General features: G+C 68.2%; 21 protein-coding genes. 9 read left to right on the top strand and 12 right to left on the bottom strand.

What is annotated here, in order from left to right:
• Positions 1-94 precede the first annotated feature (94 nt).
• Positions 95-670, bottom strand: a complete 576-nt coding sequence (locus OEJ36_RS17095; RefSeq protein ID WP_263402528.1) for a class I SAM-dependent methyltransferase — start codon at positions 668-670, stop codon at positions 95-97.
• Entirely contained in the window at positions 670-2,286 is a 1,617-nt protein-coding gene (locus OEJ36_RS17090) for a phosphoethanolamine transferase (protein WP_263402527.1), read from the bottom strand. Before OEJ36_RS17090 ends, OEJ36_RS17095 begins: the two co-directional genes overlap by 1 nt.
• A gap of 236 nt (positions 2,287-2,522) precedes the next feature.
• Here OEJ36_RS17090 and OEJ36_RS17085 point away from each other — a divergent pair, with 236 nt between their 5' ends.
• The 4 genes from OEJ36_RS17085 (at position 2,523) to OEJ36_RS17070 (ending at position 6,976) form a co-directional block, all read left to right on the top strand.
• Positions 2,523-3,029 carry a sigma-70 family RNA polymerase sigma factor gene (locus tag OEJ36_RS17085; RefSeq protein ID WP_263402526.1) on the top strand — a complete coding sequence of 169 codons (507 nt, stop codon included), beginning with the start codon at positions 2,523-2,525 and terminating at the stop codon, positions 3,027-3,029.
• Positions 3,029-3,994: a FecR domain-containing protein gene (locus tag OEJ36_RS17080; RefSeq protein WP_263402525.1), complete on the top strand. Its 966-nt coding sequence runs from the start codon at positions 3,029-3,031 to the stop codon at positions 3,992-3,994. The genes OEJ36_RS17085 and OEJ36_RS17080 overlap by 1 nt, the downstream gene beginning before the upstream one ends.
• 202 nt (positions 3,995-4,196) lie before the next feature.
• Positions 4,197-6,662 carry a TonB-dependent receptor gene (locus tag OEJ36_RS17075; protein ID WP_263402524.1) on the top strand — a complete coding sequence of 822 codons (2,466 nt, stop codon included), beginning with the start codon at positions 4,197-4,199 and terminating at the stop codon, positions 6,660-6,662.
• An 80-nt stretch (positions 6,663-6,742) separates the two neighbouring features.
• Entirely contained in the window at positions 6,743-6,976 is a 234-nt protein-coding gene (locus OEJ36_RS17070; RefSeq protein ID WP_263402523.1) for a zinc ribbon domain-containing protein, read from the top strand.
• Positions 6,977-7,535: 559 nt separating this feature from the next.
• Here OEJ36_RS17070 and OEJ36_RS17065 read toward each other — a convergent pair.
• Positions 7,536-8,240, bottom strand: a complete 705-nt coding sequence (locus tag OEJ36_RS17065; RefSeq protein WP_263402522.1) for a biotin/lipoate A/B protein ligase family protein — start codon at positions 8,238-8,240, stop codon at positions 7,536-7,538.
• A gap of 324 nt (positions 8,241-8,564) precedes the next feature.
• Here OEJ36_RS17065 and OEJ36_RS17060 point away from each other — a divergent pair, with 324 nt between their 5' ends.
• Positions 8,565-9,749: an HPP family protein gene (locus tag OEJ36_RS17060; RefSeq protein WP_263402521.1), complete on the top strand. Its 1,185-nt coding sequence runs from the start codon at positions 8,565-8,567 to the stop codon at positions 9,747-9,749.
• 47 nt (positions 9,750-9,796) lie between these two features.
• Here OEJ36_RS17060 and OEJ36_RS17055 read toward each other — a convergent pair whose 3' ends face one another.
• The 3 genes from OEJ36_RS17055 to OEJ36_RS17045 form a co-directional block, all read right to left on the bottom strand.
• Positions 9,797-10,660, bottom strand: coding sequence for a LysR family transcriptional regulator (locus tag OEJ36_RS17055; protein ID WP_263402520.1), 864 nt, complete (start codon positions 10,658-10,660; stop codon positions 9,797-9,799).
• Positions 10,661-10,721: 61 nt separating this feature from the next.
• Positions 10,722-11,135 (bottom strand): cupin domain-containing protein, encoded by a 414-nt coding sequence (locus tag OEJ36_RS17050; protein ID WP_263402519.1) that lies wholly within the window; start codon positions 11,133-11,135, stop codon positions 10,722-10,724.
• 95 nt (positions 11,136-11,230) lie between these two features.
• Positions 11,231-11,548 (bottom strand): hypothetical protein, encoded by a 318-nt coding sequence (locus OEJ36_RS17045; protein WP_263402518.1) that lies wholly within the window; start codon positions 11,546-11,548, stop codon positions 11,231-11,233.
• A gap of 84 nt (positions 11,549-11,632) precedes the next feature.
• Between OEJ36_RS17045 and soxR the strand changes: the two genes are divergently transcribed.
• The 3 genes from soxR to OEJ36_RS17030 all read left to right on the top strand — a co-directional run bounded on the left by soxR (position 11,633) and on the right by OEJ36_RS17030 (position 13,546).
• On the top strand, positions 11,633-12,106 hold the full coding sequence (soxR, locus tag OEJ36_RS17040) for a redox-sensitive transcriptional activator SoxR (RefSeq protein ID WP_021221017.1): 474 nt from the start codon (positions 11,633-11,635) through the stop codon (positions 12,104-12,106).
• A 140-nt stretch (positions 12,107-12,246) separates the two neighbouring features.
• Positions 12,247-12,687 (top strand): type II 3-dehydroquinate dehydratase, encoded by a 441-nt coding sequence (aroQ, locus tag OEJ36_RS17035; protein ID WP_263402517.1) that lies wholly within the window; start codon positions 12,247-12,249, stop codon positions 12,685-12,687.
• Positions 12,688-12,691: 4 nt separating this feature from the next.
• Positions 12,692-13,546, top strand: a complete 855-nt coding sequence (locus OEJ36_RS17030) for a shikimate dehydrogenase (RefSeq protein WP_263402516.1) — start codon at positions 12,692-12,694, stop codon at positions 13,544-13,546.
• On the opposite strand, the gene OEJ36_RS17025 is transcribed toward OEJ36_RS17030, so the two are convergent.
• The 6 genes from OEJ36_RS17025 to OEJ36_RS30470 form a co-directional block, all read right to left on the bottom strand.
• A complete protein-coding gene (locus OEJ36_RS17025; RefSeq protein ID WP_263402515.1) occupies positions 13,547-13,984 on the bottom strand; it encodes a YybH family protein in 438 nt (145 codons plus the stop codon).
• Positions 13,985-14,050: 66 nt separating this feature from the next.
• Positions 14,051-15,283, bottom strand: coding sequence for an RNA polymerase sigma factor (locus tag OEJ36_RS17020; RefSeq protein ID WP_263402630.1), 1,233 nt, complete (start codon positions 15,281-15,283; stop codon positions 14,051-14,053).
• Positions 15,283-16,032, bottom strand: a complete 750-nt coding sequence (locus tag OEJ36_RS17015; RefSeq protein ID WP_263402514.1) for a DUF899 domain-containing protein — start codon at positions 16,030-16,032, stop codon at positions 15,283-15,285. The genes OEJ36_RS17020 and OEJ36_RS17015 overlap by 1 nt, the downstream gene beginning before the upstream one ends.
• A gap of 16 nt (positions 16,033-16,048) precedes the next feature.
• Positions 16,049-16,405, bottom strand: coding sequence for a YciI family protein (locus tag OEJ36_RS17010; RefSeq protein ID WP_021221023.1), 357 nt, complete (start codon positions 16,403-16,405; stop codon positions 16,049-16,051).
• A gap of 196 nt (positions 16,406-16,601) precedes the next feature.
• Positions 16,602-17,609 carry a methyltransferase gene (locus tag OEJ36_RS17005; RefSeq protein WP_263402513.1) on the bottom strand — a complete coding sequence of 336 codons (1,008 nt, stop codon included), beginning with the start codon at positions 17,607-17,609 and terminating at the stop codon, positions 16,602-16,604.
• 550 nt (positions 17,610-18,159) lie between these two features.
• The gene (locus tag OEJ36_RS30470; RefSeq protein WP_317891586.1) at positions 18,160-18,327 is read right to left on the bottom strand and encodes a hypothetical protein; all 168 of its coding nucleotides are present in this window, start codon (positions 18,325-18,327) and stop codon (positions 18,160-18,162) included.
• A 172-nt stretch (positions 18,328-18,499) separates the two neighbouring features.
• Here OEJ36_RS30470 and OEJ36_RS16995 point away from each other — a divergent pair, with 172 nt between their 5' ends.
• Positions 18,500-18,730: a helix-turn-helix domain-containing protein gene (locus OEJ36_RS16995; RefSeq protein WP_317891585.1), complete on the top strand. Its 231-nt coding sequence runs from the start codon at positions 18,500-18,502 to the stop codon at positions 18,728-18,730.
• Positions 18,731-18,870: the final 140 nt, after the last annotated feature.

Here is an 18,870-nt window from a genome sequence, read left to right as displayed (position 1 = left end):
ACTGCCGGGCGCCCGTAACGGGATGCCGGGGAGGCGCGATGATAGTGCTTAGGTGACGCAAATGGGAAAGGTTCAGCTGTAACCGGCTTTTCCATCACCCGTCCTTGCGTAGGACATAGGTGCGCACCATCGCCCAGCCGGGCAGGAAGTCCTGGTGCGAGAGGATCTGCAGGCCCACTTGGCGGAACTCGTCCTCCAGCACGTCACGGCGCAACGGCGGCACGCTGGCGCCCTCGCCCCGGTGGCGCCGCCAGTGCCAGGCCTCCAGGTTGCCGTCCACCGGCAGCGAGAGGATCAGCGTGTCGCGGGTCACCCGGCGCAGCTCGCGCAGGGCCATCAGGCGTTGCTCGGGGCTCAGGCGGCTCAGCGACTGCAGGCAGAGGATGCTGTCCACCGCGTTCTCCGGCAGCTGGATGGCCAGCACCGAGGTCTGGAAGCCGCGCACCCGCTCCACCAGGGGGCCGCTGCGGGCGGCCAGGGCACGGTCGAGCACCTCCCGCGAGGGGTCGGCGGCGAGGATGAAGCGGTTCGGGTGTTCGGCCAGCAGCGCCCAGGAACGCCCCAGGCCGCACGGCAGGTCGAGCACCAGGTTGGGCTCGCCGGCGGCCTTGAGGGCGCGCCGGGCGATCTGCCGCTGGCGCCAGCGCCCGAACCAGGGGGACAGGGTCATCAGGACGCCGACCTCCGGCAAGGTGCGAAGAGGTCCAGGTCGCGCTGGTATTCGCCGGTCTCGATCTGCAGCAGGCCGAGCATGGAATGGAACAGGTTGTCCTGGCTCACCGGCTTGTCGCGCTGGCTGCCGAGGCAGGCGTTGTCCAGGCCGAAGTCCTTCTGGTAGCCCTCGGAGAACCAGGTCAGCAGGCCCACGTGCTTCTGCTCGTCCGGTGCCATCGCGTAGGGCGTGCCGTGCAGGTAGAGGTTGTATTCGCCGAGGGATTCGCCGTGGTCGGAGAGGTAGATCATCGCCGTGTCGACGCGGTCCTGGTTCTTGCGCAGCAGGTCGATCAGGCTCGACAGCAGGTAGTCGGTGTAGACCAGGGTGTTGTCATAGGCGTTGATGATGCTCTCCCGCGAGCAGTCGCTCAGGGTCGCGCTGCGGCACACCGGGGTGAAGCGCTCGAAGGCAGCCGGGTAGCGCTTGTAGTAGGCCGGGCCATGGCTGCCCATCTGGTGCAGCACCAGCACGCTGTCGTCCTTGAGGTTATCGATATAGCCCTGCAGCCCGTCGAGGAGGATGGCGTCGTGGCATTCGCCGTCGGCGCACAGGCTGGGGTCCTTGGCGTTGCCCATGTCCTCGAAGGCCACGCGGTCGCAGGTGCCCTTGCAGCCGGACTGGTTATCGCGCCAGCGCACCGCCAGGCCGGCGTGCTTGAGCACGTCCAAAAGCCCTTCCTGGGATTTGGCGCGGGCGTAGCTGTAATCGCTGCGGGTCATGTTGGAGAACATGCAGGGCACCGACACGGCGGTTTCGGTGCCGCAGGAGCGCATCTGGGTGAAGGCGGTCAGGCCCTGCTGCTTCGCCAGCAGCGGCGTGGTGTCGCGGCCGTAGCCCAGCAGCCCGAGGTTGGCGGCACGGGCGCTCTCCCCCACCACCAGCACCGTCAGGGACTTGCGTGCATGGCCCTGCCAGGCGGGCGCACGGCGGGCATCGGTACCAATGGCCCGCATGGGCTCGTCCGCCGTGGCGAAGTGAGTGCGCAGGTAACTGAACGACGCGCCCAGATAGTTGCTCGGCACCACCATCAGGCGCAGCTCGTGGTGGTTGCGGAACAACGAGGCCAGCGCCTGGTAGTTACTCAACGCGATCGCCCCCAGGGCCACCAGGCAAGCCACCGTCACCAGCAGTTTGCTGAGCAGCTCACGCAGCAGCGGGCGATGGCCGATCTGCAGGTGCCACAGCAAGCCGGCCGGCAGCACGCCGAACAGCAGCAGGAAGCCGGCGAACTTCAGGGTCAGCAGGTCACGCACCTCGCCGACATCGGTCTCGGCGACATTGCGCAGCATCTCGATGTCCACCACCACGCCGTACTGGGTCATGAAATACAGCACCCCGGCGCTGCCCAGCAGCACCAGCGTCAGCAGTGGCTTGAACACCCAGCGGAAGGAAAACAACGTCAGCACCAGGTTGAAGATCAGCACCACCAGCAAGCCGAAGACCACCCGCAACCAGGGGTCGGGCACGATCTGTGCGACATGGCGCCACAGCGGCAGGTTGTAGAAAAGCAGCAGCGCGACGCTGACCAGCAGGGTCAGGGCTTCGGGGCGCAACCGGAGGTTCTTCAGCATGGAGGGGGCTCGACCGGCCCTGCAGGGGTTGCAGGAGACGGCTCGCAGCCTAGGTAGCGACCGGTCAAGAATTCGTGAAAAAAACCTCGTGGAAACGTCGCCGCCAGAACCCAGGGGCCGCAACCGGCTGACGGCTGGCCAGCGGCGGCGATTGCCAGCTTTCCGGGCGCGAATATAGAATGAGATCAATTCTTATCTACATCCAGGGCGGGCCGCCCTGACGGACGCAGTAGCCCATGTCGGCAGCCGATCAGACCCTCAACCGCCAGATCCACTCCCTTTATAGCGACCACCACGGCTGGCTCCATGCCTGGCTCAGCCGGCGCCTGGGCAACGCCTGGGATGCAGCGGACCTGGCCCACGACACCTTCCTGCGCCTGCTGGGCCGTCAGGTCGGGCGTGATTTCGGCAACGAGCCCCGCGCCCTGCTCACCCATATCGCCAAGGGCCTGGTGATCGACCGCTGGCGGCGCCAGGACATCGAACAGGCCTACCTGGAAAGCATCGCCCACCTGCCCGAGCCCGAAGCACCCTCCCCCGAAACCCGGCTGCTGATCCTGGAAACCTTGTGCCGCATCGAGGCGCTGCTCGCCGAAATGCCCGAGAAGACCCGCCAGGCCTTCCTCCTGTCCCAGCTCGAAGGCCTCGGCTACGCCGAGATCGCCACGCGCCTGGGCGTGTCCCTGGCCAGCGTCAAGCGCTACATGCGCGACGCCTTCCTCGCCTGCCTTAGCGCGGCCTGATGAACCGCATCGACCCGCAGATCCTCGGCGAGGCCGCCGACTGGCTGGTGCAATTGCATTCCGGCAGTGCCACCGAGGACGACCACCGCGCCATCCAGCTGTGGCGCAACCGCAGCCCGCAGCATGCCCAGGCCTGGGCTCGCGCCGAAAGCATCCTCGGTGATTTCCGCAACCTGCCCGGCAGCCTGGCACTGCAGACCCTGGACAATGCCAAGCGCAAAGGCATCGGTCGCCGCCAGGCCATCGCCCGCCTGGGCATGCTGCTGCTCGCCGCGCCGGTCGCCTGGGCGGCCTGGCGCCAGCTGCCCTGGCAGGACTGGAGCGCCGACCTGCGCACCGCCACCGGTGAACAGAAGGACCTGCACCTGCCCGATGGCACCCGCCTGCTGCTCAATACCGCCAGCGCCCTGGACGTGGCCTTCGACGCCACCAGTCGGCGCCTGCGCCTGTTCAGCGGCGAGGTGCTGATCACCACCGCCAAGGACCCGTCCCCCACACCGCGGCCGTTCCTGGTGGAAACGCCCCAGGGCATCGCCCAGGCGCTGGGCACCCGCTTCAGCCTGCGCCTCGACGGCGAGCGTTGCCGGGTCGCGGTGATGGAAGGTGCCGTACGCGTCAGCAACAGCGGGCGCAGCGACTCGCAGGTGATCGAGGCGGGCCGACAAGCCGCCTTCGACCGCGAGCACGTGCTGCCAAGCACCGCCCTGGACCCGGCCGCCACCGCCTGGGAAACCGGCATGCTGCTGGCCCAGGACATGCGCCTGGCCGACCTGGTGGACGAACTCGGCCGCTACCGCCCCGGCGTGCTGCGCTGCCACCCGCGCATTGCCGATATCCGCGTCTCCGGCGCCTTCCCGCTGCGCGACACCGATGCCAGCCTGCGCCTGCTGCAAGACACCCTGCCCATCGCCCTCAGCAGCCTGACTCGCTACTGGGTGACGCTGGAGCCGGCGGCATCCGCCTGACCCCACCAGACAGGCGCCAACCCCCACGGACGCAACGCCCTGCGACAGGACCGCAGGCCGCTTCACCTCACGGATCGAAACCCCAGGGAAACGGGGCCCCACGGCCTCGCGGAATTATTTTCGCGGTGCCCTGACACCTTTTTCGATTTCGTCCGGTGTGTTGGATGAACCCCTTTCATCCAAGCGTCGACAGGAAAGCAGCATGACTTCGTGGTCGCCCCAGCAGCTTCGCTCCGCCACCCAACCGGCTCCAGCCCGTACTCCGTTGCACGCCCTGAGCCTGGCCATCGGCCTCGCCCTGTGCGCCGCACCGTTCGCCCAGCCGGCCCTGGCCGAGGACGCCACGCAACAGGCCGCCGCGCGCCAGTACGCCATCGCCCCCGGGCCGCTGGGCCATGTGCTGGCCCGCTTCGCCGCCCAGGCCGGCGTGCCGCTGTCCTTCCAGCAAGGCCTGCTCGATGACCAGCAAAGCCCCGGCCTGCAAGGCAGCTACAGCGTGCAGGACGGCTTCGCCACCCTGCTTGCCGGCAGCGGCTACCAGTTGGCCAGCAGCGGCAACGGCTACACCCTGGTGCCGGCCGCCACCGGTGCGGGCCTGGAGCTGAGCGCCACCAACATCAATGACAGTGCGCTGCGGGGCGACGGCCTGCCGGAAAGCTACGCCGGCGGCCAGGTGGCGCGCGGCGCGCGTATCGGCATGCTGGGCAACCAGGACATGCAGGACGTGCCCTTCAGCTTCTCCAGCTACACCAGCGAGCTGATCGAGAACCGCCAGGCGCAGAACATCGGCGATGTGCTGCGCAGCGACCCGGCGGTGCGCCAGTCCTACGGCTTCGGCAACTTCTCCCAGGTGTTCGTGATCCGCGGCTTCGCCCTGTTCAGCGACGACATCTCCTTCAACGGCCTGTACGGCGTGCTGCCCCGGCAGATCATCGCCACCGAGTCGGTGGAGCGCGTGGAGGTGTTCAAGGGCCCCAGCGCCTTCCTCAATGGCGTGTCCCCCGGCGGCAGCGGCATCGGCGGCAATATCAACGTGGTGCCCAAGCGCGCCGAGGACGCGCCCACCCGCAGCCTGACCCTGGATTACGCCAGTGACGACCGCGTCGGCGGCCACTTCGACTTCGGCCAGCGCTTCGGCCAGGACAACCGCTTCGGCGTGCGGGTCAACATGGCCAAGCGTGACGGCGAGACGGCGGTGGACGACGAGCATCAGCACTTCAGCCTGTTCAGCGTCGGCCTCGACTACCGTGGCGACCGCCTGCGCCTGTCCGGCGACTTCGGCTACCAGAAGCAGCGCATCAACGACGGCCGCTCGGTGGTCTACCTGGTCACCGGCGCCAGCCTGCCTAAGACCCCGAAGGTGCCGGATGCCAACCACAGCTACTCCCAGCCCTGGGCCTGGTCGCAGCTGGAAGATACCTACGGCATGCTCAACGCCGAGTACGACCTCAACGACAGCTGGAGTAGCTACCTTTCCTTCGGCAGCAAGTACACCCGCGAGAACGGCGTCTACTCCTCCCTCTATGTCAGCGACCCCAGCGGCACCGCCCGTGTCGGCCGTCTGTACGCCCCGCGTGATGAGGAAAGCAACAGCATCAGCAGCGGCCTGCGTGGGCACTTCGATACCGGCGCGGTAAGCCACCAGGTGAACCTCGGGCTGTCCGGCAACTGGCGGGAATACCGCAGCGCCAACCAGTCCACCAGCCTTGCCAATCGCCTACCGGGGAATCTCTACGACCCCTTCCCCAGCCCCGAACCGACGCCGAATCGCAACGGCGACCTGCACCACCCGGGCAAGACGGGCTCCAGCAAGGCACGCAGCGTGGCGGTCTCCGACACCCTGGGCTTCTTCGATGATCGTGCCCTGCTGACCCTGGGCATCCGTCGCCAGTCGATCGCCACCGATGGCTGGTCCACCGCAGGCGTCCGCACGTCCGACTACGACGACTCGATCACCACCCCCGTCTACGGCCTGGTGGTCAAGGCCACCGACTCGATCTCCCTCTACGCCAACCGTATCGAGGGCCTGGCCCCGGGTCCGATTGCGCCGGCGGCGTCCCTGAATCCCGCCGGCCAGATGTTCGCACCCTACCGCACCAAGCAGATCGAAGCCGGCATGAAGCTCGACCAGGGCTCCTTCGGCGCACAGCTCGGCATCTATCGAATCGAACAGCCCCAGGGGCTCATCGGCGGCGACGGTTACTACCGGGTGGACGCCCAGCAACGTAACCGGGGCATCGAGTTCAGCGTCTTCGGCGAGCCGCTCACGGGCCTGCGCCTGCTGGCTGGCGGCACGCTGATGGACACCGAACTATCGGGAACCACCAACGGCGCCAACGACGGCAACCGCGCCGTGGGCGTGCCGGAGTTCCAGTACAACCTCAGCGCCGATTGGGATGTGCCCGGCGTGAAGGGGCTGGCAGTCAACGCCCTGCTGCAACGCACCGGCGGCCAGTACTACGACACGGGCAATGCCCTGAGCATCCCCGCCTGGACCCGCGTCGACCTGGGCGCGCGCTACGCCTTCAAGCTGGACGAGCGCGACATCACCCTGCGCGCCGGGCTGGAGAACGTGGCCAACGAGGACTACTGGGAATCCGCCTACAGCGGCTACCTGACCCAGGGCGCGCCGCGCACCCTCAAGGTCTCGGCCACCCTCGACTTCTAGGTCGACACGACCGGCGGCTGAACCGGGCCACGCGCTCCTTGTCAGAAGGTCAGCACGATCACTGACAAGGAGTTCCCGACGTGGCCCTCATCGACTGCCCCGAATGCAACCGCTCCATCTCCGACCAAGCCCCCAGCTGCCCGCAATGCGGCTACCCGATGAAGGGCGGCGCCAACCCGCGCCTGCTCTCGGAGAAGAACATCGGCCAGGTGGCCGGCGTCGCAGGCGTCTGGCTCGCCGCGCCCTGGCTGGCCCGAACCCTGGTCGCCGTCACGCTCATCATCGCCGGCACCCTCGCCTACATCTATCGCTGACCGGAAAGCGGCATGCCCATGTGGGCGAACTCATTGGCTTCGTCTGCGTTTGCTGCTGTGGTTTTAAAGCAAGCGGTGCTTTCCGGGCACCCAACGGTTCTGCCGGCTCCGCCGCATGGGTTTCGCTTCGCTCTACGCCATCCTACGAAAGCCCGTGCGCACCACGTGGCGATGCGCTGGACGAAGAAAGGTGGGGCAGCCGCCAACGCCCCTCCAGGAGGCCGAACGCAGTCGTTGCGCCGGGGGACGAGCGGCATGGATGCCGCGAGAGGCGCGCCAGGCCATGGATGGCCCATCGCGCCGGCCCCCAGACGCCGCTTGCGGCGAACGCACTTCAGTGCGGCCCGAAGGGCGAGCGTAGCGAGTAACGGCGATGGAGTGAGGGAACCTCGGCGAAGCCGGGGCCGGATGATGGGGCAAGCCCTTTTGGTTACTTTTCTGGCGACTGAGAAAAGTGACTCGCCCGGGTGGGCGAAATCAGAAGCACCAACAAAGCTCGGCAATCAGCTGGACTCAATTCTTCTAGCAACACTTTGAGCTTCCCGGGCTGAAGCCCGGGCTACAGGTCGGTATCGATTCCGGCAGCTTCCAGCATCCGCTGGTAATACCCGGCGAGCTGCCCGCTGGCATCCCAGGCATCGGCGCGGCATTCCTCCAGGGCGATATGGCTGTCGGCGCGGCAGCGGGTGTCCAGGCCGCACTCGCGGTAGAAGGTGTTGACCACCTCCACCATGGCCTCGCGCTGGTTACCCATGAGGATGGCGCCGTGGGCCAGCACCACGTGACGGCCGTCGCTTTGTCGGCGGCGCCAGCGCTGGGCGGTGCCCACCAGCTTGCGGCCCTGCAGGTTGACGTTGAAGCGGCCATCGCAGAAGGCGCCCTCCACCTCGCCTAGCCCCGGCTCCAGGTCCAATCCGCTGAGCCAATCGCACAGGGGCTGGCACAGCCGCCTATAAGCAGTCTCGATACGCGTCAGTTCGCTCTCTTCCCGGGGCACCGCATAGGCCAGGGCGACGTTGAGCACCGCCGATGATTGCGGCACCGGCTCGCCCCCGGTGTCGCGCAGGGCGATGGGCCAGCCTTGCTCCAGGCAAGCCTGCCGGGCGGTCTCGTAGGCTGGCAGGCGGCTCATGCGCCGGGGCATCACCAGCGCCGCATGCAGGGGGCGCCACAACAGCAGGCCGCTGTCGCGCTGCCCGTCGTAGACTTGGTCCAGCAGTTGCCGTTCCGCGTCCAGCCCCGCACCCACCGTGTGTCGCTGCATGCTTTCACCACCGCCTCGAATACCTGGAGGGTGCCGATGCTACGCCGGCCCCCGATCCTTGCCCAGACGGCGACCGGCACCCTTGATGCAAATAAATTGCTGCAAACGAGCAATATTATTCATTGGCGACATGGCTGATGCCGCCCGTAGGATGCCCACCATCTCGCCGCCCGGCTACGCCGGCTGCGGTAACGATCGCACCACCCTTGCTCCTGTTCCATGTCCAAGGATGGCACCCCTCCCGCGCACGCAGTGGGACTCCTGCAGGGCCCTTAAGGGCCCTTTTTTATCGCCCCGAACGACTGAAAAGCGAACGAGACCCCGATGCACGAGAACCCGGACGCCCTCTGGCAGCGCTGGCGCAAACGCCTGTCCCCCACCCCACGTACCGCGCACCCCGGGGAATGGCTGCGTGCCGCACTGGGCGCCTGCCTGGGCCTGGCGCTGTGCTGCATCGCCTGCGGCCATGTGTTCGGCACCGAGATCGCCCTGCGCCTGGCCGGCCCGCTCGGCGCCAGCTCGCTGCTGGTGTTCGCCGTCGCCTCCAGCCCGCTGGCGCAACCCTGGTCGGTGGTGATGGGCAACCTGGTGGCGGCCCTGGTGGGCACGGCCGCGGGCCTGTGGATCGACTACTCCATACTGGCCGCCACACTGGGCCTGGCCCTGACCGTGCTGGCCATGTACGCCCTGCGCTGCCTGCACCCGCCGGGCACCGCGCTCGCCGTATCGGTGGCCCTGGGCGGCCCCGCGTTCGAGGCACAGGGCTTTGCCGTCGCCGGGCCGGTTCTGCTCGGTTCCGCCCTGCTGGTGGCGGTGGCCCTGGCCTATAACCGCGTCACCCGCAGCGCCCTGAGCACCGCCCCGAGCCAGGCCCGCAGCGGCCAGCACCTGACCGCCGACCCGCTGCCCAGCGAGCGCGGCGTGTTCTCCGATGAAGACCTGGACCAGGCCCTGGAAGAATTCGGCGAGTTCGTCGACATCACCCGCGACGACCTGGAACGCCTGCTGCGCCAGACCGAGCGCAATGCCCTGCGGCGCAGCGTCGGCCAGGTGACGGCGGAGCAGATCATGTCCCGCGACCTGCTCACCGCCACCCCGCAGACCACCCGCGAGCAAGCCTGGAAGCTGTTCGAGAAGCACCACATCAAGGCCCTGCCCGTGCTCGACGAACAGAAGCAGCTGGTGGGCATCGTCACCCCCGGCGACCTGTTCCGCCACGCCCAGGAAGACACCCCCGGCTCGCTGTTCGGCCGCCTGCGCCACCGCCCGGCGCCGCGCCTGGGCGAGCTGATGACCCGCTCGGTGCGCTGCGTGAAGCGCAATACCGATATCGGCGTGCTGGTCTCGATGCTCTCCGACCAGGGCCTGCACTGCCTGCCGGTGCTGGGTGATGACGACACGCTGGTGGGCCTGGTGACCCAGAGCGACCTGATCGGCGGGCTCTACCGCTATTGGCTCAAGGACCTCACCGCCCGCGCTCCGGCCCCAACGCTGAAAGTCGCCAGCTGACGCCCAGTAGCCCGGGCTTCAGCCCGGGAAGGCCACGCACTGCGGGCTCAGAGCGTGGCTTCCCAGCGCTGCGACCAGTCGATGTCCTCGCCCACCACGTCGCGCAGCACAGCGATGGCCTGCTGCAGCAGCGGCGAATCCTTGTCGCGGGAATAGATCAGGTAGGTCGGGTAGGTGAATTCCGGGGCGCGCTCCACGCGTTCCAGCTGGCCGCTGTCCAGGTAGCTCTGCACCACGCGGGTACGGAAGTAGCCCGAACCGCCGTGCTGGAGGATGAACTGCAGCGCCAGCGGCCCGAGGTTCACCGTTACCGCGGCGCGGGCCTTGTCCGGCAGCGCGGCGTCGTGCTGCTGGCGGAAGGTCGGGCCCCAGTCCACCTGCACGTAGGGCTCGGGGTTGGCGGTGGAGCGGATCAGGATGAGCTTCTCTTCCAGCAGTTGCTCCACCTGCATGCCCGGCCAGTACTCCGGCTGGTAGACCAACGCGGCATCCAGCAGGCCCAACTCCAGCTGCTTCTGCAACTGCTGCCCGGGCGCGACCTCGACGCGCACCGCATGGGAGGGGATGCGCTCGCGCAGGCGGCTCATCCAGCCCAGCAGCAAGGGGTTGCTCAGGCTCTGTTCGCCACCGATGGCCAGCAGGTCGCGGTAGCCCTTGGGCAACGGCAGGTCGCGTCGCGCGGCTTCCCAGGTATGCACCAACTGGGTGGCGTGGCCGACGAAGACCTCGCCTTCGGCGGTGAGCCGCGCGCCGGCGCGGTTGCGCACGAAGAGCTTGCAGCCCAGCTGGCTCTCGAGGTTCTGCACCCGCGCGGTGATCGCCGTCTGGGTGACGTGCAAGCGCTCGGCGGCGGCGACGAAGCTGCCGCTGCGGACGATTTCCAGGAAGGTGCGTGCCAGGTCGATATCCACGCTGCGGACTCGGGTCGGGAAAGCCGGCAATGGTAGCAAGGCCCGACCCACCCCGCGCGAGTCACTCCGCCAGGGGTTCCAGCAGCGGCTGCTTCTCCTCGGTCAGCAGCCACACCAGCAGCGTGGCCGGCTTCGTGGCGCTGGCGTTGCGCGAGGCCAGGTGCACTGTGCCCGCCGGCTCGTACCAGCTCTCGCCGGCCTTGTAGGTGTGCGCCGGCTCGCCCTGCAACTGGGACACCACCTCGCCTTCGAGCACATAGGCGATCACCGAGCCGCCGTGACGGTGGGCGATGGACTGCTGCCCCGGCGCATAGCCGACGGTGATCAGCGTGCCCTTCATGCCCAGGGCGTTCTGCAGCGGGTGTTCCTGGAGCACCTCGATGGTCTCCTGGCCCTCGCCGTGGGCCCAGGCGCCAAGGCTGGCCAGGAGAGCGAGGCCGGCAACGCCGGTGCGGATCAGGTTGAGGATTTTCATGCAGGCTCTCCGGGTCAAGGATGGATGGCCCAGCCTAAGACCCGTAGCACCCGTGCCCTATAGCCAATCCCACGGAAGACGGGGAGACCAATCGCCTAGACCAGGCCCTCCTCCGGCATCTCGAAGCGCACCGCCTTGGCCCCGTAGCGCCAGATCGCCTCACCCAGCAGGCGCGCGCTGCAGGAGTCGCCGTCCAGGGCCGCCTGCGCCGCATCGGCCGAAGCCCAGCGGCTGCGATGGATCAGCCAGCGGCCGTCCGCGCTGGTTTCCAGGCTGGTGGACAGCAGCCCCACCTGGGCTTTCAGGCAGGCGGCCAGGCGCACACCCAGGTCCTCCACCAGCGCCGGCAGGCAGGCCGGGTCGGCCGCGAAATGAATGGATGAGACGACGCCCTGCAAATGCTCGTTGGTCATGCCGAAACTCCTTCTACCGTTGTGCAATGCTGGCCGCGAGGGTAAAACCTCAACTTAACTTTAGGTCAAGAGGAAATGGCACGCATGCCCAAGGTGACGGCGAGCAACATCGGCAAGGCGCTGACGGTGGGCCAGGTGGCCGAACGCAGCGGGGTGGCGGTCTCCACCCTGCACTTCTACGAGGCCAAGGGGCTGATCAGCAGTACCCGCAATGCCGGCAACCAGCGCCGCTATCCACGGGAGGTGCTGCGCCGGGTGGCGGTGATCAAGGTGGCCCAGCGCCTGGGCATCCCGCTGGCGTCCATCCACGCGGCGCTGATGACCCTGCCGGAAGGCCGCACCCCCACCGCCGCCGACTGGCATGCGCTCTCGGCGCGCTGGAAGGCGGAGCTGGACGAACGCATCCGCCGCCTCACCCAGTTGCGCGACCAGCTCGACGGCTGCATCGGCTGCGGCTGCCTGACCATGGAAGTCTGCCCGCTGCGCAACCCCGGCGACGAACTCTCCGACCTGGGCAGCGGGCCGGTGCTGCTGGACACGGGTGACGCCGTCGAGTGACCGATTATCGAACGAAATAACCCAGGGCAAACCCACCGTCCGCCCACCATCGATTGATTAAATTAACCAGTTAGTACATTTTCCATTGCAACGCTCCCCGTGCATCCGGGAGGGTTCATAACAATGGAGAAATGTCCGCGATGTCCCCCACCCTGCTGGTCCTCAACGGCCCCAACCTGAACATGCTCGGCACCCGCGAGCCCGCCAACTACGGCCATGAAACCCTCGCCGATATCGAGCGGCTCTGCTGCGAAACGGGCGCCGCGCTGGGCCTTGAGGTCGAGTGCCGCCAGACCAACCACGAAGGCCAGCTGATCGACTGGATCCACCAGGCGCGCGGCCGCTGCGCCGGCATCCTGATCAATCCCGGTGCCTGGACCCACACCTCGGTCGCCATCCGCGACGCCCTGGTGGCCAGCGAGCTGCCGGTGGTCGAGGTGCACCTCTCCAACGTCCACAAGCGCGAGGAATTCCGCCAGCACTCCTTCGTCTCCGCCATCGCCGTCGGGGTCATCTGTGGCCTGGGCAGCGACGGCTACCGCGCCGGCGTGCAGCATTTCGCCAAGCGGCTCGCGGAGTGAAGCCATGACTGCACATGCAAGCGTTCTCGCCGGCCTGATCGGTTCCGGCATCCAGGCCTCGCGCACCCCTGCCCTGCACGAACACGAAGGCGATGCCCAGGGCCTGCGCTACCTCTACCGGCTGATCGACCTCGACCCGCTCCAGCTCGATGTCAGCGCCCTGCCCCAGCTGCTGGAAGCCGCCGAGCGCACCGGCTTCACCGGGCTCAACATCACCTTCCCCTGCAAGCAGGCGATCATCCCGCTGCTCGACGAACTCTCCCCCGAGGCGCGCGGCATCGGCGCGGTGAACACCGTGGTGCTGCGGGGTGGGCGGCGCGTCGGCCACAACACCGACTGCCTGGGCTTCGCCGAAGGCTTCCGACGTGGCCTGGGCAACGTCGCCCGTGAGCGCGTGGTGCAGATGGGGGCCGGTGGTGCCGGCGCTGCGGTGGCCCATGCGCTGCTGGCCGAAGGCGTCGGCCAGTTGTGGATATTCGATGTCGACCCCGGGCGCGCCCAGAGCCTGGCGGACAACCTCAACCAGCACTTCGGCGCCGGCCGTGCCCACGCGGGCGAGGACCTGCCCGGCGCCCTGGCGACGGCGGACGGCCTGGTCAACACCACGCCCATGGGCATGGCCAAGCTGCCGGGCACACCGGTACCGGCCGAGTTGCTACGGCCCGCCCTGTGGGTCGCCGAGATCGTCTACTTCCCCCTGGAAACCCAGCTGCTCAAGGACGCCCGCGCCCTCGGCTGCCGCACCCTGGACGGCGGCACCATGGCGGTGTTCCAGGCGGTGAAGGCCTTCGAGCTGTTCAGCGGCACCGAGGCGGACGCCCAGCGCATGCTCGAGCACTTCCGCAGCCTCGGCGCCTGATCAGGGCTGCAGGTCGAACAGTGCCTGGCCACTCTCCATGTCGAAGGGCGCGGAGAAGTGGTCATGGACGATGCGCCACTGCCCGCCGCTGCGCTGGTAGCCGCAGCTGACGCGCATGTAGCCCTGCTGCTCGACCCCTTCGGCGTTGGTGCCGCCGCACAGGCAGAGGAAGTGGGCGAAACCGACATCGCCACTGGCGCGGATCCTCACGTGCTGCGGGTCGAAAATCGAATGGCCCTGGCACATCTCCATGCAGTAGGCCCAATGCGCGCCATAGGCTTCGCGGCCGACGAACTGCAGCTGAAGGATGGCGTCGTAGGCCACCACCTCCTCGGCATAGAAACCGACAATGCGCTTCACGTCCTTGCTGCGTACCGCCTCGGCCCAATCGGCCAGCAGGGCCTGGATCTCGGCGACGGCCTGTTCATTGCTGCTCATGCTGTTTCTCCTTCGTGGTCCAACCCTGAAAAACCCTGGCCCGGGCTTGAGCCCGGGCAATCCACATCACTGCCCCAGCTCCGCCAGGCGCCGTTCGATGAAGCGCCGCTCGGTGTCCTGGCGGGTCAGCCCCAGCGCCACCCGGTAGGCCGCGCGGGCCTCCTCGCGGCGGCCGAGGCGGCGATAGAGATCGGCGCGGGCCGAGTGCGCCAGTTGGTAGTCGCGCAACTCGCCGCGTTCGAGGATGGCCTCGATCAGCACCAGCCCGGCTTCCGGCCCCTGGTGCATGGCCACCGCCACCGCACGGTTGAGTTCGATCACCGGCGAGCCGATACCGCGCTGCAACACACTGTAGAGCGCGACGATCTGCGCCCAATCGGTGGCCTCGGGCGTGGCGGCGCTGGCGTGCACGGCGGAGATGGCCGCCTGCAGCGTGTACATGCCGATGCGCCGCGACTCCAGGGCGCGCTCCACCAGGGCGCAGCCCTCGTCGATCTGCTGGCGGTTCCACAGCGCACGGTCCTGGTCCTCCAGCAACACCAGCTCGCCATCCACGCCGGTGCGGGCCTGGCGCCGCGAATCGTGCAGCAGCATCAGCGCCAGCAGCCCCATGACTTCCGAATCCGGCAGCAGCTCCAGCAACAGGCGCCCCAGGCGGATGGCCTCGGCCGAAAGGTCGGCGCGGGTCAGCGAATCCCCGGAGGTGGCCGAGTAACCCTCGTTGAACACCAGGTAGATGACCCGCAGCACGTTATCCAGGCGCTCCGGCAGCTCGGCCATGGCCGGCACCTGGTAGGGAATGCGCGCGTCGCGGATCTTCGCCTTGGCGCGGACGATGCGCTGGGCGATGGTCGACGGCGTGGCGAGGAAGGCCCGGGCGATCTCCTCGGTCTTCAGGTCGCACACCTCGCGCAGGGTCAGCGGCACCTGGGCGTCCGCCGGCAGCGCCGGGTGGCAGCAGGTGAAGATCAGGCGCAGGCGGTCGTCTTCCACATCCTCGATCTCCTCGGGCTCGTCACGCTCCAGCTCGATGATCAGCTGCGCCTGGCGCGCATCGAAACGGGCACGCCGGCGCAAGGCGTCGATAGCCTTGAAGCGCCCCGCCGATACCAGCCAGGCGCGCGGGTTGGCCGGTACGCCGTCGACCGGCCACTGCTCGACGGCGGCGATGAAGGCGTCGTGCAACGCCTCCTCCGCCAGCTCGAAATCCCCCAGCAGGCGGATCAGCGTCGCCAGCACCCGGCGCGACTCCTCGCGGTAGACCGCTTCCACCCGCTGGCGGGCCTGGGTCGCCTCCATCAATCGCCCCCGTCCTTGGCCGAGCAGCAGTCGTGGCACGGGCCGGCGCCTTCGTAGCGGTCGTGGTGGCGTACCCAGTCCATGATCTCGTCCTCGTCGCGCCCCTTGGGCAGCAGGTCGAGAAAGTTGTAGGTGCCCACCAGCATGTCCAGCCCGCGCGCATAGGTGGAATAGGTGTGGAACACCTCCCCCGACGGCAGGCGGAAGAACACGCTGAGGCCGGGCATCTCCTCGCCGGGGTCGCGGCTGGTGTCGTAGTTGTAGCGGGCGGTGCCGGCGGCGATCGCCTCGGGCGTGGCGCTGACGCCGAAGTCGGCGTTGAACGCGCAGCCGTGGGACGACACCCACTTGAACGCCCAGCCCATGCGCCGCTTGAAGTCCTGGAACTCCTGCCAGGGCGCACGGGAGACGGCCACCAGGCTGACGTCGTGATGGGCCAGGTGCAGGTTGGCGCCGTCGAAATGGTCGGCGAGGAAGGAGCAACCGTCGCAGCCCTCCTTCCACCCCGGGCCGAACATGAAGTGGTAGACCACCAGGGTGCTGCGGCCCGCGAACAGCTGCTCCAGCGTCTCCTGCCCCGTGGGGCCCTCGAAGCGGTAGGCATCGCTCACCCGCTCCCAGGGCAGGTCACGGCGTGCGGCGCTGAGCTCGTCACGCAGGCGGTTGAAGTCCTTCTCCTTGCGTAGCAGCTCCTTGCGGGCGTCCAGCCACTGTTCGTGGCTGACCACGGGATGGGATTCGATCTTCATCGGGGGTTCCTCCGTTTCAGAGCCTGGGCAGTTCCTTGATCGGGCGGATCTCGATGCAGCCCAGGCGGGCCGGCGGGATCTTCGACGCGATCTGGATCGCCTCGTTGAGGTCCTTGGCATCGATCAGGTAGAAGCCGCCCAGTTGCTCGCGGGTCTCGGCGAAGGGGCCGTCGGTGATCGACAGCTTGTCGCCCTGCAGGCGCAGCGTGGTGGCGGTCGCGGTGGATTGCAGCGCCTCGGCGGCGATGTACTGGCCGCTGCGTTGCAGGCGCTGCTCGTATTCCATGCAGTGGCCGACGATGGATTCGAAGCGCTCGGCGGGCATGGAGTCGAGCACGGTCTCGTCGAAATAGATCAGGCACAGGTACTTCATCATTCGCTCCTTGTTGTAGGGCTTGCATCCTTAGTCGAACGGCCGTGGACCGGATCGACAGGCCCGCTGAAAAAAAGTCGTCCAAGCATAGACAGTGATAGTTCGCCCGCCCTTGGCCGGCCCTTCGACCGATTGGTGCTAAGAGGCCCGCTGCTGGGAACGGGCGCCTATAACGCGCCCCGCGCAATCGGCCCGGCTAGCGTCGCCGGGCGATCTGCACCGCCACTGGCGCCAAGGGGAAGGTCACCGCCGGCCGTTGCTCGGTCACCTCGAAGCCCGCCGCCTCCAGCGCCAAGACCAGCTCGCCCGGCTGCGGCAGGTAACGGCCCTGCATGCGCAGCCCCAGGTAATAGGGCAGCACCCGCGCCGCATCGGCCGCCTGTTCCGGCACCTCGGCGTGGGCGCAAACCAGGGTGCCGCCCGGGCGCAGCGCCCGATAAATCTTCGCCAGTGCGGCGGGCGGGTCCGGCATGAAGTGCAACACCGACGAGCACCAGACCAGGTCATAACCGCTGCCGAGGTCGTCCTGCAGCAGATCGCCGCCCAACGCCTCCAGCCGCCCACCAAGCCCTGCAGCGGTGATGTTCTCCCGGGCCACGGCAGCGGAATCCGGCAGGTCGAACACCACGCCATGCAGTTGCGGGTTGGCGCGGGCCAGGGCGATGGCCACCAGGCCGGGGCCGCCGCCCAGGTCGAGCAATCGCGGCGCGCCGGTGAAAGCCTCCAGGCGCTGCATCAGGGCCAGTGCGGTATCGACGGTCACCGCCCGCTGCTCCTGGGCGATCTGCACCCGCGCCGCTTCGGCCCAGCCGCCCGGTGGCGGTCCGGCGGGCACCTCGCCGGCAAGCCGGCTCTCCAGTTGCGCGCCCAGCGCCCGCAAGGTGCGCAGGCGGAACAGCAACGCATCGCCGCAGTAGCGCGGCGCTTGCGGGTGCAGGTAGCAGGCGGCCACCGGCGCGTTGCGGTAGGCGCCCTCGCCCACTTCCGTCCGCGACAGCAGGCCCATGCTCCACAGTTGGTCCAGCAGCGCCCGCGTGGGCGATGCCTGCCAGCCTTGCGCGGTGGCGACAGCCGCTGCGTCCAGCGGCTGCTCCAGTGCGGCGAACAGCCTGCGCTCCAGCGCCACCCGCAAGGCGTCGGCACGCACGCTCGCCAGCAGGCTGTCCCAGCACGCCTGCAAGGGGTGTATCGATAGGGTTTCCATGGGTGCCTCTCCTCTGTACCGCCGTGCCAGGCGTCGCCCGGCGTTCATGGAGATGCTAGGGATTATCGAGAATGAGTATCATCCAGAGAACTATGGGAAACGGATCGATATCCATGGAATCCGCAGCGCGGCCAACGGAGGCAGGCAGATGACAACGGCACAGGGCAGCACAAGAAGCCAGCGGATCCCCCCCGCGCAGCTGGAGTCGGGCCCCACGCCGCACCCTGGCGGCCAGCGCATCCGCCTGCCCGCCGCATTCGGCGACTGCCGCACGGAGCGCCTGTCGCTGGACGATGGCCTGGCGCTGGTGAGCACGCGGTACCTGCCCAACCGGCCGCTGGTGGAGGAATCCACCAACCCGCATCCAGAGCCCATGCTGGTGATCACCTTCGGCCTGCGTGGCCGCTCCGGCTACCTGGGGCGCGACGGTTCGGCGCTGGCCTTCGACGCCGGGCGCACCACGGTCAGCCGCTTCCACGGCGGCAGCGGCGAACGCCGCTACGACGCGGCGCAGGAAGTCCTGCAACTGCGCCTGCTGGCGGACCGCCGCCTACTCACCCGCTACCTGGGTGCCGAGCGCGCCGGGCAGTTGCTGGGCGATGGCAGCCTGTGCCAGTTGGCCGGTAGCCCCACCGCCCCGGCCAGCACGGCCCATGTCAATGCCCTGGCCCTCGCCCTGGAACAACCAGCGGGCGGCCCGCTGCAGATGCACATCCACGCGCTCAGCCTGCTGGCCACGCAGTTGGAGGCGCTGGCGAACCCGCCACCCCGTCCGACCGCACGCTTCAGCCAGGCGGACATCGAGCGGCTGCACCAGGCCCGCGAACTGATGCAGGCGCAGCTGGACCAGCCGCTGACCGTCGCCTACCTCTGCGCGGCCGTGGGGCTCAATGCGTTCAAGCTCAAGCAAGGCTTCCACCACTGCTTCGCCACCCCCCCCCCATCGCCTGCTGCTGGAAATGCGCATGCACAAGGCCCACCTGCTGCTGGAGTCCGGCTGCCAGGTGGCCCAGGCGGCCTGGCAGGTGGGCTACCGCCACCCGAACAATTTCAGCGCGGCCTTCACCGCCTTCTTCGGCAAATCCCCCAAGACCGTGTTCGGCAAGCGCCGGCGGGATTGAACGCCATCGAGGCGCTTCCGAGCCTAGCTGCGCGGGTTTCACCCCGCCCCACGGATGCCAAACCTGTAGGGGCGAATTCATTGGCTCTGTCTGCGTTAGCTGTTGTGGTTTTAATGCAAGCGCTCAAGCACGGCTATTTC

This window comes from Pseudomonas sp. PDM13 (genome assembly GCF_025685765.1).
Taxonomy (GTDB): Bacteria; Pseudomonadota; Gammaproteobacteria; order Pseudomonadales; family Pseudomonadaceae; genus Metapseudomonas; species Metapseudomonas solani.
This window is presented reverse-complemented; position numbering and strand designations above follow the sequence as displayed.